Below are 13,991 nucleotides of genomic sequence, written 5' to 3' on the forward strand. Positions count from 1 at the left end.
AGTTGTGAGAACGCAAAAAAGACCAAGCAAACGGCTCACCCGGATGCGCAGCTAACGCACTTGGTGGCCGCATGATCCAAGTTCAGGCGGCCAATTGGGATCTCTTCACCGCAGTCTTCGCAGAAACCGTATTCTCCCTCGTCTATCCTAAGTAATGCCGCCTTCAACCTGTTCATTTCGACGTCCCTGTTGGCTTGCTGTGCCTTGGCCATTGCCTGGCTCTGCAACGCGTCCATCCTGCTAAGGCGCCCTATGGCTTGTTGGTCCAGTTCTACAATCGCCTGCGCCTTCTTTCCTGCTTCCGAGTTGTCAGCAAGTTCCGCTAAACGACTGCGTATTCGGGCCTCGAATTCGGCCATCAAAGAAGCATTCATTTTCGTTATCCTGCTGATCACGGGTTTGCGTTTGGCGTTTTTGCCTCTAAATGGCATTCTAGGCGCAGCAAAGGATCAAAAGCCATGTTGGAAACGCGCAGTCACGTTACTCCCGTCGATCCCGTCTGGGATCGCATCACGACCGAAGCTCAATTGGCCGTTGAGAATGAGCCGTTGATGGGCGGGTTGGTGCACGCCTGTATTCTGCACCACCGCAGTCTAGACAGGGCATTGTCCTACCGGGTATCGGCCAAGCTGTGCTCGAATGAAATGTCCATGATGGTGCTACGAGAGATCGTGGACGAAGCTTATGCGGATGATCACTCGCTGATCGAGGCGGCTCGCGCCGACTTGATGGCTGTGTACGAGCGCGACCCGGCTTGCCATCGCCTGCTGCAGCCGATTCTGTACTTTAAGGGCTATCAGGCAATGCAAGCCTACCGTGTGGCGCACTGGCTATGGCAAAAGAAGCGCTACGATCTGGCTTACTTCTTCCAGATGCGCTCCTCCGAGATTTTCGGGATTGATATCCACCCGGCCGCGAAAATCGGCAAAGGGATTATGATTGATCACGCCCATTCGATCGTAATCGGCGAAACCGCGGTTGTCGGAGACAATGTGTCGATGTTGCATTCCGTCACGCTTGGCGGGACCGGCAAGGAAGAAGAACAGCGCCATCCGAAAATTGGTGACGGTGTTCTGATCGGTGCAGGTGCTAAGGTGCTTGGCAATATTGAAGTGGGTCATTGCAGCCGAATTGCTGCCGGATCGGTTGTCTTGCAGGCCGTGCCTGCGTGCAAAACCGTTGCGGGCATTCCTGCAAAGATCGTCGGCGAAGCAGGTTGTGATCAGCCCGCGATCTCGATGGATCATATGCTGGGTAAAGATCAGTAAGTAACACTCAGTTCGGGCGGTTGTTCTTTTTGTTCAACCGCTTGAGCCGCTTTTCTTCCCGCCGTTTCTTTCGCTCTTCAATCCGCTTGCTGCGCTCGGCTTCCCATTTGGCAACCGCGCTTTTGGAATTGAATTTCGAGTTTTCACCTGGATAGCTGTTGGGCTTGGCATAGGCATCTGCAGGTGCAATTGCAGCCAGCATCAACAAAATCAAACCTGTCCGAGTAAGCCGTGTGAAGGTCATGGGGCACCTTTGCATCCGTGTCTGATTTGCAAACAATTTGACGCCCCGCGCGTGCCCATACAACAGTTGGCCGGATCACGTTTCCTCACTTCCCGGCCAGACATGAAAAAGCCGCGCCAGAACGTGCGGGCGCGGCTGCTTCAGTTTTTTGGTGTCAGGCCAGCATGACCATGGGGTTCTCAAGGTTTTCGACAATGGCTTGCAGCAGTTCCGCGCCAAGCGCGCCGTCAATCACGCGGTGGTCCACGGACATTGTTACAGACATCACGGTCGCAACGGTCAGCTCTCCGTCATCGCCCACGACGGGCTTTTTGACGCCTGTACCCACGGCAAGAATGCCAGCGTGCGGCGGGTTCACGATGGCGTCGAAATTGTCGATGCCGAACATGCCCAGATTCGAGATCGCAAAAGTACCACCCTGATATTCATGCGGGGCAAGTTTGCGTTCGCGGGCGCGACCGGCAAGGTCTTTCATCTCGGTCGACAGCGCGGACAGCGATTTGGTGTCGGCATCCTGAAGAACCGGGGTGAACAGACCGCCCTCGATAGCGACGGCAACAGCCACATCTGACGGTTTCAACTGCAATACCCGATCACCGGCCCAGACGGCATTACAGGCCGGAACCTGTTGAAGCGCGTTGGCTACGGCCTTGATGATGAAGTCATTGACGCTGAGCTTCACGCCTCGGCCTTCAAGCTGTTTGTTCAATTGGCTGCGGAACTTAAGCAGCGCGTCCAGCTTGATATCGCGGCGCAGGTAGAAATGGGGGATGGTCTGCTTGGCCTCGCTGAGACGCGCGGCAATGGTCTTGCGCATGCCGTCCAGCTTGACCTCTTCGTAATCGCGGGTTTCGTACATCTTGGCGACGGCGTCTGCGGATGGGCCAGCCGGGGCTGCTGCTGCCGGAGCCGCCGCTACGGGTGCAGGGGCCAGAGCCGGTGCGGTGGCTGTTGCGCCCTCAACATCCGCTTTGACGATACGGCCATGCGGGCCAGATCCGGAGATCTGCGCCAGATCGAGACCCTTTTGTGCGGCAATCCGGCGGGCCAGGGGTGAGGCGAAGATACGACCGCCATCGGCCTTGGCCGGTGCTGCCGGAGCAGGGGCAGACGCCTCGGACGCCGCTTGCGCGGCAGCCTCGTTGCCTGCGGCGGCTGCGGGCGCAGCCGCGGGGGCTGCGACAGGTGCGGTGCCAATGTCATCGGCGCTTTCGCCGTCTTCCAGCAGGACCGCAATCGCGGTGTTGACCTTGACCCCTTCGGAACCCTCGGGAATCAGGATCTTGCCAATGGTGCCTTCGTCAACGGCCTCGAACTCCATCGTCGCTTTGTCGGTTTCAATTTCGGCCAGCAGGTCGCCGGACGACACCGTGTCGCCCTCTTTGACCAGCCATTTGGCAAGGGTGCCTTCCTCCATCGTGGGGGAAAGGGCGGGCATCAGAATTTCTGTAGGCATCTGTGTCGCTCCTTACCGGTAGGTCACTTGTTTGACGGCTGCGATCACTTCGTCGGTGGTGATCAGTGCCAGTTTTTCGAGGTTCGCGGCATAAGGCATCGGAACGTCCTTGCCGGTACAGTTGACGACCGGAGCATCCAGATAATCGAACGCCTCTTGCATCACGACCGAGCTGATATAGCTGCCTACCGAACCTTGCGGCCAGCCTTCCTCGACCGTCACTAGACGGTTGGTTTTCATCACCGAGTTGATGATCGCGCCGGTGTCCATTGGGCGGATGGTGCGCAGGTCGATCACCTCAGCGCTGATGCCGTCCTCGGCCAGCTTGTCGGCGGCTTCCAGCGCATATTGCATCCCGATGCCGAAGCTGACGATGGTCACATCCGAGCCTTCGCGCCAGATGCGGGCCTTGCCCAATGGTATGGTCAGATCATCCACTTGCGGGACATCGAATGAGCGTCCGTAAAGGATCTCGTTTTCAAGGAAGATCACCGGGTTGGGGTCGCGGATCGCCGATTTCAGCAACCCTTTTGCATCAGCAGCCGAGTAGGGCATAACCACTTTGAGACCGGGGATTTGCATATACCATGCGGCATAGTCCTGAGAATGCTGTGCGGCCACGCGGGCGGCAGCACCGTTGGGGCCCCGAAACACGATGGGGCAACCCATTTGACCGCCGGACATATAAAGCGTTTTGGCAGCAGAGTTGATGATTTGGTCAATCGCCTGCATGGCGAAGTTAAAGGTCATGAACTCGACAATCGGCTTCAACCCACCAAAGGCCGAACCAACTGCGATACCTGCGAAACCATGTTCGGTGATGGGTGTGTCGATCACACGCTTGCTGCCGAATTCGTCCAGAAGGCCTTGGCTGATCTTGTATGCACCCTGATATTCGGCGACCTCTTCGCCCATCAGGTATACGTCTTCATCGCCGCGCATTTCCTCGGCCATTGCATCACGCAGCGCTTCGCGAACGGTCTCGGATTTCATCTCGGCGTCCGCAGGCCAGTCCGGGGACAGATCGACGACTGGTGCAGCAGGCGCAGCGGCAGGAGCGGGGGCCTCAACCGCCGCAGGAGCGGCCTCAGCCACCGCTGCGGCTGCCGGCGCAGCAGTGGGCAGGGCAGAGGCGTCTTCGCCTTCTTCCACGAGGACCGCGATAGGTGTGTTCACCTTGACCCCTTCGGTGCCTTCCGCGATCAGAATTTTGCCGACGATGCCTTCGTCAACGGCCTCGAACTCCATCGTGGCCTTGTCGGTTTCAATCTCGGCCATGATATCGCCCGAGGATACGGTGTCGCCTTCCTTGACCAGCCATTTGGCCAGCGTGCCCTCTTCCATCGTGGGCGAAAGGGCGGGCATGAGAATTTCGGTTGCCATGTCTCAGTTTCCTTCCGGGGCCGGGGTAATCATCCCGACGATGTTTCCTTGTCCATCTTCCACATAGGCGCAGCGGCCTATGCCAGGATAATCGGTTGGCGGCAGCGCTTCGGCGCCACCATTATCCAATGCCCACGCATAGCGTTCGTCGCAATCGCTGACCTCAAAGGTCATGGTGCCGCCGCGCACGGGGGACCCCGCGGCCGGTGCGTTGCCGATACGCTGCATCAGACCGCCGGTCAGCGCCTTGTTTCCAATCTGGTCACCTTCGATCAGATGGTAGCCCATCTCTTCCCCGCCGGGCATCGGAGTGAACCCCCACCCGAACAGGCCGGAGTAAAACATCTTGGCCTGTTCCACATCGCTGACGTGAACCTCAAAATGTGCCATCTACCCGACCTCGGCGTAGATATCTGTCCAGAGCTCTTCCACAGAAGGCTCGGGGCTTTCTTTCGAGAATTCGGCGGCCTGATTGACGATCTCTTTGATCTCTTTGTCGATCGCCTTCAGGTCATCCTCGGTCGCGTGTTTGCCGGTTAGCAGCAGTTCGCGCACATGCTCAATTGGATCGCTTTGCTCGCGGACCTTCTGAACCTCTTCGCGGGTGCGGTACTTGGCTGGGTCGGACATCGAGTGGCCGCGATAGCGATAGGTTTTGACCTCAAGGATGTAGGGCCCCTTACCAGCGCGGCAGTGGGCGACGGCTTTTTCACCAGCCTCTTTGACGGCCAGTACGTCCATGCCATTGACGATTTCACCGGGGATACCGAAAGCCTCGCCGCGGTGGTAGATATCCTTGGTCGAGGTCGAGCGCGCCTGCGCCGTGCCCATAGCGTATTGATTGTTCTCGATCACGAAGACCACTGGCAAACTCCAGAGCGCGGCCATGTTGAATGTCTCATAGACCTGACCCTGGTTGGCCGCACCATCACCGAAATAGGTAAAGGTGACGCCACCGTTTTCCTTGTACTTGTCGGCAAAGGCCAGACCTGCGCCCAACGGTACCTGCGCACCAACGATGCCGTGCCCACCATAGAAGTGCTTCTCTTTCGAGAACATGTGCATCGAGCCACCCTTGCCCTTGGACAGGCCGCCAATACGCCCGGTCAGTTCGGCCATCACGCCGCCCGGATCCATGCCGCAGGCCAGCATGTGACCGTGGTCGCGGTAAGAAGTAATCCGCTTGTCGCCGTCCTTGGCTGCGGCCTCCAGGCCCACAACAACGGCTTCTTGGCCAATATACAGGTGACAGAATCCACCAATAAGACCCATGCCATAAAGTTGACCGGCCTTTTCTTCGAATCGGCGGATCAGCAGCATCTCTCGGTAGTAGGTGGTCAGTTCTTCCGACGAAACATTTGGTTTCTTTGCGGTTTTTCGCGCAGCCATTGTGGCGATCTCCCCCTCTCGGCAAGATAGTTTAGCGTTAAACTATCTCATAAAGCATTTGCTGCTTTCTGGCGAGGGTAAATGTGACGCAGCGTCCGATCTCGCGAAAATCGGGTTGCGGCTTGCTGTAATATTGATCGATTCAGTGGAGGATTAACGGATGACAACCTCATCCGAGCGGATCATTCCCAGCACAGAGCGCGCTTGCTGGTCCAGCAAATCCAGGTCCAGATAAGTATCCGACAAGCGGCGGGTCAGGTTCTCCATCTCGGCAATTTCAGCCTCGAGCTTGTCGAGGTCGCGCGACAGAGCGTCCCGTTCCGCTGCAATCTCGACCCGTCGGAACAGGCCATAGTCACCCTGCACGGCGGCAAAGGTGAAATATACACCCAGCATAAACGCCACCATAAAGAATGCGACTGCGCCCAAACCGGGCCGATTGGAACGGGACACTCTGTTTACCGCCGTATGAAGTCTGCCTCAAAACGGGTCCTTTTTGGACCTCTGAAAACACTATGTCACAGGTGATTCGGGTTGTGAATCCCCTGATTCGACAAAAACGCGTGGGCTGGTGGTTTTATTGCTCCAGCGCGGCAACGCCGGGCAGGGTTTTACCTTCCATCCACTCGAGGAAGGCGCCGCCTGCAGTCGAGATATACGAGAAATCCTTGGCCGCGCCCGACGCATTCAAAGCCGCAACAGTGTCACCCCCACCCGCGACCGAGACCAATTGCCCGGACCGCGTCAGTGCGGCGGCTTTCAGCGCCGCCGCGTTGGTTGCTGTGTCGAAAGGCTCAATCTCGAACGCGCCCAGTGGACCGTTCCAGATCAAAGTCTGACTTTGTCCGAAAATGTCCGAAATCGCCGCCACGCTGTCGGGGCCTGCGTCAAGGATCATACCATCGCCGGTGCATTGATCGGCGGGCAGGACTTGATGCGGGGCGCCTGCTTCGAACTTTTCGGCCACAACGATGTCGGTGGGCAGTACGATGCTACAGCCCGAGGTTTCGGCCTTGGCCATGATCGCGGCTGCGGTGTCCTTCATCGCTGTTTCCGCCAGCGAATTGCCCACGTTCAGGCCCTTGGCGACCAGAAACGTATTGGCCATGCCCCCGCCGATAACCAGGTAATCCACCTTGTCGATCAGATTGCCCAGCAGTTCCAGCTTGGTTGAGACCTTGGCCCCGCCAACAACTGCCGTCACAGGGCGTTTGGGTGCACTCAAAGCACCCTCCAGCGCCTCCAGTTCGGCCTGCATCAGCCGACCAGCGCAGGCGGGCAGCAGGCGGGCAATGGCCTCGGTCGAGCTGTGGGCGCGGTGCGCGGCGGAAAAAGCGTCGTTGCAATAGACATCGCCCAGACGCGCCATACCGGCGGCCAGATCGGCGTCGTTCTTGGTTTCCGCAGCGTGAAAGCGTGTGTTTTCCAAAAGCAGCACCTGACCGGGCTGCAACTGCTCGGCGGCCAGTTCCGCCTCGGTGCCGACGCAATCGGCGGCGAATAGGACAGTCGCGCCAAAAGCGGTCTCAAGCGTCGGGACCAGTTGCTTCAGCGATAGGTTCTCGCGCCGTTCACCCCCGGGGCGCCCAAAATGCGCCAGCAGGATCGGTTTGCCGCCGGCCGCAAGGATGTCGCGTACCGTGGGCACGATGCGCTGGATGCGGGTCGCGTCGGTCACAACGCCGTCAACAACTGGTACGTTGATGTCCACGCGTACCAGCACACGCTTGCCGTTCAGGTCCATATCATCCAGCGTTTTCCAGCCCATCGTTTCATCCTTGTCGTTACAACCGCTTTAGGCGGTTCTTTTCCTGCATTTTGCCCTCAGGTCAATGCGTCACTTGGCATTCATGCGTCCGCGTCATAGGTATTTGCGCAAGATAAACGACAGGAGGGCCTCATGGCCGAGATCAAGGATCCCGAAAATACCATCATCATCGAACTGAAAGACGGCAATGTCGTCATCGAGCTGCTGCCCGATGTGGCCCCCCAGCACTCGGCCCGGATGAAAGAACTGGCCCGTGGTGGTGAGTATGACAACGTGGCCTTCCACCGTGTGATCGACGGTTTCATGGCGCAGACAGGCGACGTGCAGCACGGTGACATGGAAGACGGGTTCAACATCCGTATGGCGGGCACAGGTGGGTCGTCGTTGCCGAATGTTCCAGCAGAATTTTCGAAACTGCCTCACGATCGCGGCACATTGGGCGCGGCACGTTCGCAGAACCCGGACTCGGCCAACTCGCAGTTCTTCATCAACTTCAAGGACAATCACTTCCTGAACGGCCAGTACACCGTCTATGGCCGTGTTATCGACGGGATGGAGCACGTGGATGCCATCGTCCGGGGTGAGCCGCCGATGAGTCCCGACCGTATGATCAGCGTCAAGGTGGCAGCCGATGTATAAGCTGGCAGCCGCATTTGCTTTGCTGGCCAGCCCCGCGTTGGCCACAGGTTTGCAGATCGAGATCGAGGGCGAGGGGGCTAATGGCACCGTAACCGTTGATCTGTTTGACGATCTGGCTCCGAAACACGTTGAACAGATCAGCACCCTTGCTGCCGAAGGCAAGTATGACGGTGTGGTTTTTCACCGCGTGATCGACGGCTTCATGGCACAGACAGGCGACGTAGAGCACGGGCGTCTGGGCAGCGATCTGCGTCGTGCGGGCACGGGTGGATCGGACCGGCCTGACCTGCCTGCCGAGTTCTCGGACTTTAATTATGACCGCGGTGTTGTGGGCATGGCACGGGCGCAAGACCCCAACAGTGCCAATTCGCAGTTCTTCATCATGTTTGCGCCCGGTCCGTTTCTGAACGGCCAATATACCGTTGTTGGACAGGTAACCGACGGGATGGACATTGTCGATGCGATCAAGCGTGGCGATGGCCCCAACGGGGCGGTCATCGGACAGCCCGACGTGATGAAAAAAGTTACTGTAACCGAGTAACACAAAGGGCCCCGACGCAGATTGCACCGGGGCCTTTTTGATAGACAGGGCTTAGTCGTCGCCCATGGCTTTCCAGATCACGGCCCCAAGCGCGCCGCCGATCAGGGGCGCGACCCAGAACAACCAGAGTTGTGAAAGGGCCGGACCGTCGGCAAACAGCGCAACACCGGTTGAGCGCGCCGGGTTTACGGATGTATTCGTCACCGGGATCGAAATCAGGTGGATCAGCGTCAGGCCCAGCCCGATGGCGATGGGACCGAAACCAGCCGGAGCACCCTTAGACGTCGCGCCGAGAATGATTACGATGAAAAACGCCGTTAGTACGATCTCGATGATCAAAGCGGACATCATCGAATACCCTTCGGGGGATGCGTCGCCATAGCCGTTACTGGCAAAGCTTCCGACCCCAGTGAATTCGGGTGCACCGCTTACGATCAGGTAAAGGACGACCGCTGCGGCAATTGCGCCGACGACCTGGGCGATCCAATAGGGAATAAGGTCTTTTGCAGGGAACCTTCCACCGATCATCAGGCCAAGACTGACGGCTGGATTGAAGTGCCCGCCCGATATATGGCCGACCGCGTATGCCATTGTCAGAACGGTTAAGCCAAAAGCGAAAGATACACCCAGCCAGCCGATGCCGACATCGGCGACGCCTGCCGCTAAGACGGCGCTGCCGCAGCCGCCAAGTACCAGCCAGAACGTGCCGAAGAATTCGGCCATGAGTTTTGATGACATGAAAAGCCCTCCGAAAAACAATGGGTTCAGTGTAATTCAAAAAACCTGTTTTGTGAAATTTTTCCAGAACCCGGTTCCGCCAAGGCAGGTTAATTCCAGGTTACAGGATCCAAGCGGAACAGCTTGGCCAACTGCTCGTAAATACCGGGGGCCTCTGATTTCAAGGCGCGGGGCCGTTCAAAAAAGACCTCGACCGATACCGCAAAGAACTCTTCGTGCCCGACGGCGCCATAGGGGTCGATGACCGTGTGCCGCCCTTTTTCCACGGATTGAACATGGGCATCGTATGCCGCCAGAAATGCGCGCTCCCACTCGGCGAAGGTCTGACCTTGACTGAGGATCGGAACGCCGTTGGTTCCGCCCGACAGATCGTCGATCTGATGTGCGAATTCGTGCAGGACTACGTTTTGTCCATCATGATCATCCAGTGCGCCTTGCCTGCTGTGAGACCAAGACAGAATGACCGGCCCCCGGTCCCAGCTTTCCCCGGTGCGGATGATTTCCTTTTCGCTGACCACATAGCCGTCCTGCCTGCGTTGCCGGGACTTGAAGGCGTTGGGGTAGATCAGGATCGTGGTGAGGTGATCGTACCAGAGCGTGTTGTTGATAATCAGGAGACATGCTTGCGCGGCGATGGCCAGACGCATTTCTTCCGTGACCTCAAGACCGTCACAACCAAAAAACCGGACCTGATTCAGAAAAAGGTTCACCTTGCCGTCGAGACCTGCGCGCAGGTCAGGCGGCAAACGGCGCACCAAGGGAACCTGAGCTTCGATTACGGCGCGCTGTTCAGGGGTAAGCGGGGTGGACAGCAGCGCCTTGCGCGCCTGTGTTTTGGCCCAATGGCGATAGGTAAAAAAGCCCGCGATAAACAGAACTAAGGCAAAGAAAATCCACATTTCACAAGCTTATACAGGCGGGTTGCGTCTTGGAACCTGAAAGTGCGCCGTGGTCCAAGGCAAAAAGAAACGCCGCAGGTTTCCCTGCGGCGTTGAATTTTCAATCCGGGCGAAGCAGGTGTTACTGCTTGACCTCAGCCGCCGGGTTTGCGCCGCCCTTGGCACTGCGGCCGGGGTTCAGCGGGTCGTCCTGACGCTGGACCGAACCTTCGAAATGCGCGCCGCTTTCGATGGCGATGGTCTTGTGGATGATGTCGCCTTCGACACGTGCGGTCGAGGTCAGGCGTACTTTCAGACCACGCACACGGCCAACGATGCGACCATTGATTACCACGTCATCTGCGGTGACTTCGCCCTTGATGGTCGCGGTTTCACCGATCGTCAGCAGATGCGCGCGAATGTCGCCTTCGACAGTTCCTTCAACCTGGATATCGCCCGAGGTTTTCAGGTTGCCGGTGATGTGCAGATCCGAAGACAGAACCGACGCCGGAGGCTTGGGCTTGGGCGCGGTGCTCGCCTTGTTTTCTGACGGTGCAGGGGCAGCCGGTGTTGCTGGTGCGGCGGGTTTTGCCGCTTCTGGTGCATTCGAACCGGGCTCGTTGATTTTGCTCTTAGAAAACATTTCTCGCAGCCTTGATGTAAGTCATTGGGTTAACAGGTTTTCCGTTCACGCGTACCTCATAGTGCAGATGCGTGCCGGTCGACCGTCCGGTGCTACCCATATCAGCAATATGATCCCCGCGCGAGACCCTTTGACCAACCTTTACCTTGATCTTGGTATTATGGGCGTAAAGTGTCTCAATTCCGAAGGCGTGCTTGATTTTTACCAGCCGTCCAAACCCGGATTGCCAGCCAGCATGGGTGACCACTCCGTCAGCGGTCGCAAATATATCCGTTCCATGTGCACCTGCAAAATCAGCACCGTTATGCATGCGGCGACCTCCGGTCTTGGGGTCGCGGCGTGTTCCGAAACCACTGGTAAAGCGGACAACCGCGTTTACTGGGCTTGCAAACGGCGCTTTTTCTGCAGCAATGCGATAGAGGTTCAGCTGATCCATCTGCTGCAGCAGGGTATTTGCGCGGATTTCGTCGGGGGTCAGTTCCTCACCGCGCGTGCTGAAGGATATGGGGGTTAGGGGGCCACCCATGCCACTGTACCCACGCCGTACTTCTTCGATGATACGGTCGGTGGGCATTCCTGCTTTGCGGAACATCTTGTCGAGCGGCTCGACAGAGATGACCATAGCTTCTTCTAGCTGACGGAAAATTTCGTCGCTGCGTTCCTGCATTAGCTGGATTTCCAGTTCCAGCTCGTCGCGCTGATCCAGCGCATCCTTGGCATCGGCCGCGATCTGATCACGTTCCATCGCGGTCCTGACCAATGCCTCGGTCATGAAGTTCATTTGGGCAGGGTCGGTGGCATATGCCATCTGTACCTCGCCCGAACCTGCCTCTTGGTTCATCTTAGCCAGCTCTGTGCGGGCTTCTTCGCGCTGCTTCATTGTTGCGCGCAAGGTCGTCTGGATCACTTCGATCCCGGTCTCAAGCTCGCGGCGGCGGTTTTCTGAGGCCAGCAGTTCGGATTGCATGGCGGAAATCTGTTCGAGCGCCGCGTTGAACCGGTCCTGCGCCATCAACGCTTCTTGCGCGCGCACATCGCGTTCGGCCGACAGAACATTCAGTCGTTCTTGATAGGTGGCCTGATCTCGTTTCGCCTGTTCGCGGAAATTGCCGGATCCGATGCTGTCCATCAGCAGGATCGCGGTCGCAACAGCGGTCCAGCCAACAATCACCGCAACGCCAGCAACAGCAGCGACCTGCGTTTCCGAACTAAGCCGGATGAACCGTGTGTCGTTGTCGGATTTCAGAAAAACCCTGCGTTCCGGAAAATGCCGTTCAAGCAGCGAGTGTAGTTTGATTGCCAGACGTGTTCGCACGCGTCTTCCCTCTTCATCCCCAAGATCGGGATCGGTCGTGAGTGTTAGCCGTCCCTTGGCCGAAGTGCATAGAGGGCGCTCAGGTTTTGGGCAAGTTTGTTAACCAGTTTACCCAACAAAGTAGGTTTTTCCCGCCAATTCTCGGCGGGAAATTGCCGATAACGTCAACTTGAGCGCGTTTAATGGTCGTGTCCGGGCTGAGGCAGGTCTTCAGTCAAAGGCCAGTAGAAATCTGGCGGCAACCCCGCTTCGGCGCGTTTTTCCTCGTTGAAAGGGGGCTTCAGGACGCCGTGGAAATACCGCCGGACCAATTCGTGAAATACATCCTTTGGGTCGGCATTCTCACGCCCACATAGGGACTCGTTATACCAACCAAAATCGATTTTTCATTGTTATTGTCAGCGCGACCCCCTTGAAAACAATCAATGCATCGAACCGAAATACTTCCACTTCAAAAAGTTCCACGTGCATTATGGAACTTTTTCGCCCCAAAACCCGATCAAAAGTTCCATGCACTTGAGTTCCAGTCTTGATCGAAACGAGGAGAGAAGCGGCAAACAGGAAGAGCATTGGTTTTGACTTGGGCAATTCTTCTGCGTCGCTTGGACGGGATTCCGCAGGCCGAAACGGTCCCGCCCTCGGTGAGTCGGAACTGTTGCCTGATGAATTGGCGCGAAGGGTGATTACTTGAAGTACGAGGTCCTCAAGCAAAATGCTTCAGTGGCGCAGGCAACTGCCAACTTTCTCAGCGAACATAAGGAGGAAGTTCCTCAGCGAGCGGCCAATAAAAGTCAGGTGGCAATCCGGCATCTACGCGTTTTTCTTCGTTAAACGGAGGCTTCAAACCTCCTTTGAAATAGCGCTTTACTAGCGCATGGAATACTTCTTTTGGATCACTGTTGTCCCTGCCACAGACGAAGTTAAACCATTTCGCCCCATACGCCACGTGGCTGACTTCCTCACTGTAGATGGTTTTGAGGCTTTCAACAGCCGCAGTCTCACCAGCTTTCTCGAAAACGTCTATCATTCCCGGTGTTACATCTAGCCCTCGTGCCTCCAATACCATTGGAACGATGGCTAACCGTCCTTGTAGGTCGTTTGCAGTATCTGATGCCGCGCGCCACATTCCATCATGAGCGGGCAGGGCTCCGTAGTAGCTTCCCATCGTTTCCAGGCAATCACAGATCAGATTGAAGTGTTTTGCTTCGTCGTCTGCGGCTTTCACCCAATCGTCATAAAATCCCATCGGCATCGGCACGTGGGCGAAGCGTGAGATAATATCCCAGTGCAGATCGACGGCATTGAGTTCGATATGAGCGACGGCATGAAGTAGCGCTATTCTTCCTGCTGGAGATCCCGGCTTGCGCTTTGGTACGTCGCGGGGACTGAGCAACTCTGGGTGCTGCGGGCGAGCTGGATGATCTGGTGGAATAGAACACCCGAGTTCAAGAACTTCACCCGTAGTCCGCGCAGTTTTCCAAACCGAAGCGTAGGCTCTTGATTTTGCTGTTTTTGCGCGACCATCCTTCGTGGAGAGCACATCGACCGCCATTGCAGTCAGCGTAGTCGGACGCTGTGATTCAGCGTCTTTGTCAGTACGGCTAGACAAGTTGTAACTTGCTCCCGGTTCTGTGAAATTAGCAGAGCTTGGCTTTAAGCCAGATGGCGCAACAAACATTTTAAGGTTGCCCGTTACGCCTACTATAGGGTGCAGCCGGCGTCCAGATTT

General features: G+C 57.1%; 16 protein-coding genes and 1 pseudogene. 3 read left to right on the forward strand and 14 right to left on the reverse strand.

The window, feature by feature from the left end; genetic code table 11:
- Positions 1–35 precede the first annotated feature (35 nt).
- Positions 36–374 (reverse strand): TraR/DksA C4-type zinc finger protein, encoded by a 339-nt coding sequence (locus RUESEDTHA_RS10715; RefSeq protein ID WP_180886714.1) that lies wholly within the window; start codon positions 372–374, stop codon positions 36–38.
- Positions 375–458: 84 nt separating this feature from the next.
- Between RUESEDTHA_RS10715 and cysE the strand changes: the two genes are divergently transcribed.
- Positions 459–1,268 (forward strand): serine O-acetyltransferase, encoded by an 810-nt coding sequence (cysE, locus tag RUESEDTHA_RS10720; RefSeq protein WP_171122181.1) that lies wholly within the window; start codon positions 459–461, stop codon positions 1,266–1,268.
- A gap of 7 nt (positions 1,269–1,275) precedes the next feature.
- Here cysE and RUESEDTHA_RS10725 read toward each other — a convergent pair whose 3' ends face one another.
- The 7 genes from RUESEDTHA_RS10725 to pgk form a co-directional block, all read right to left on the reverse strand.
- Positions 1,276–1,512, reverse strand: a complete 237-nt coding sequence (locus RUESEDTHA_RS10725) for a hypothetical protein (RefSeq protein WP_180886715.1) — start codon at positions 1,510–1,512, stop codon at positions 1,276–1,278.
- A gap of 154 nt (positions 1,513–1,666) precedes the next feature.
- Positions 1,667–2,968 (reverse strand): pyruvate dehydrogenase complex dihydrolipoamide acetyltransferase, encoded by a 1,302-nt coding sequence (locus RUESEDTHA_RS10730; protein WP_180886716.1) that lies wholly within the window; start codon positions 2,966–2,968, stop codon positions 1,667–1,669.
- Positions 2,969–2,980: 12 nt separating this feature from the next.
- Complete coding sequence (locus tag RUESEDTHA_RS10735; RefSeq protein ID WP_180886717.1) at positions 2,981–4,351, reverse strand: pyruvate dehydrogenase complex E1 component subunit beta; 1,371 nt, start codon at positions 4,349–4,351, stop codon at positions 2,981–2,983.
- A gap of 3 nt (positions 4,352–4,354) precedes the next feature.
- Positions 4,355–4,741, reverse strand: a complete 387-nt coding sequence (locus RUESEDTHA_RS10740; protein WP_180886718.1) for a VOC family protein — start codon at positions 4,739–4,741, stop codon at positions 4,355–4,357.
- Positions 4,742–5,740, reverse strand: a complete 999-nt coding sequence (gene pdhA, locus RUESEDTHA_RS10745) for a pyruvate dehydrogenase (acetyl-transferring) E1 component subunit alpha (RefSeq protein ID WP_180886719.1) — start codon at positions 5,738–5,740, stop codon at positions 4,742–4,744.
- A gap of 153 nt (positions 5,741–5,893) precedes the next feature.
- Positions 5,894–6,193, reverse strand: a complete 300-nt coding sequence (locus RUESEDTHA_RS10750; RefSeq protein WP_171122187.1) for a septum formation initiator family protein — start codon at positions 6,191–6,193, stop codon at positions 5,894–5,896.
- Positions 6,194–6,317: 124 nt separating this feature from the next.
- A complete protein-coding gene (pgk, locus tag RUESEDTHA_RS10755) occupies positions 6,318–7,508 on the reverse strand; it encodes a phosphoglycerate kinase (protein ID WP_180886720.1) in 1,191 nt (396 codons plus the stop codon).
- A gap of 132 nt (positions 7,509–7,640) precedes the next feature.
- Between pgk and RUESEDTHA_RS10760 the strand changes: the two genes are divergently transcribed.
- Complete coding sequence (locus RUESEDTHA_RS10760) at positions 7,641–8,147, forward strand: peptidylprolyl isomerase (RefSeq protein ID WP_171126544.1); 507 nt, start codon at positions 7,641–7,643, stop codon at positions 8,145–8,147.
- Complete coding sequence (locus tag RUESEDTHA_RS10765; RefSeq protein ID WP_171212681.1) at positions 8,140–8,688, forward strand: peptidylprolyl isomerase; 549 nt, start codon at positions 8,140–8,142, stop codon at positions 8,686–8,688. The genes RUESEDTHA_RS10760 and RUESEDTHA_RS10765 overlap by 8 nt, the downstream gene beginning before the upstream one ends.
- Positions 8,689–8,739: 51 nt before the next feature.
- On the opposite strand, the gene aqpZ is transcribed toward RUESEDTHA_RS10765, so the two are convergent.
- The 6 genes and pseudogenes from aqpZ to RUESEDTHA_RS10795 all read right to left on the reverse strand — a co-directional run bounded on the left by aqpZ (position 8,740) and on the right by RUESEDTHA_RS10795 (position 13,814).
- Entirely contained in the window at positions 8,740–9,426 is a 687-nt protein-coding gene (gene aqpZ / locus RUESEDTHA_RS10770) for an aquaporin Z (protein WP_180886721.1), read from the reverse strand.
- 89 nt (positions 9,427–9,515) lie between these two features.
- On the reverse strand, positions 9,516–10,325 hold the full coding sequence (locus RUESEDTHA_RS10775) for a zinc-dependent peptidase (protein ID WP_180886722.1): 810 nt from the start codon (positions 10,323–10,325) through the stop codon (positions 9,516–9,518).
- Between the two features lie 121 nt (positions 10,326–10,446).
- Positions 10,447–10,947 carry a polymer-forming cytoskeletal protein gene (locus tag RUESEDTHA_RS10780; protein ID WP_171122193.1) on the reverse strand — a complete coding sequence of 167 codons (501 nt, stop codon included), beginning with the start codon at positions 10,945–10,947 and terminating at the stop codon, positions 10,447–10,449.
- The gene (locus RUESEDTHA_RS10785) at positions 10,937–12,262 is read right to left on the reverse strand and encodes a M23 family metallopeptidase (protein ID WP_180886723.1); all 1,326 of its coding nucleotides are present in this window, start codon (positions 12,260–12,262) and stop codon (positions 10,937–10,939) included. Before RUESEDTHA_RS10785 ends, RUESEDTHA_RS10780 begins: the two co-directional genes overlap by 11 nt.
- 179 nt (positions 12,263–12,441) lie before the next feature.
- Positions 12,442–12,633 (reverse strand): annotated as a pseudogene (locus RUESEDTHA_RS10790) (DUF455 family protein); the annotation flags it as partial.
- Positions 12,634–13,007: 374 nt separating this feature from the next.
- Positions 13,008–13,814 carry a ferritin-like domain-containing protein gene (locus RUESEDTHA_RS10795; RefSeq protein WP_180886902.1) on the reverse strand — a complete coding sequence of 269 codons (807 nt, stop codon included), beginning with the start codon at positions 13,812–13,814 and terminating at the stop codon, positions 13,008–13,010.
- Positions 13,815–13,991 lie beyond the last annotated feature (177 nt).

This window comes from Ruegeria sp. THAF57, assembly GCF_903914075.1.
Taxonomy (GTDB): Bacteria; Pseudomonadota; Alphaproteobacteria; order Rhodobacterales; family Rhodobacteraceae; genus Ruegeria.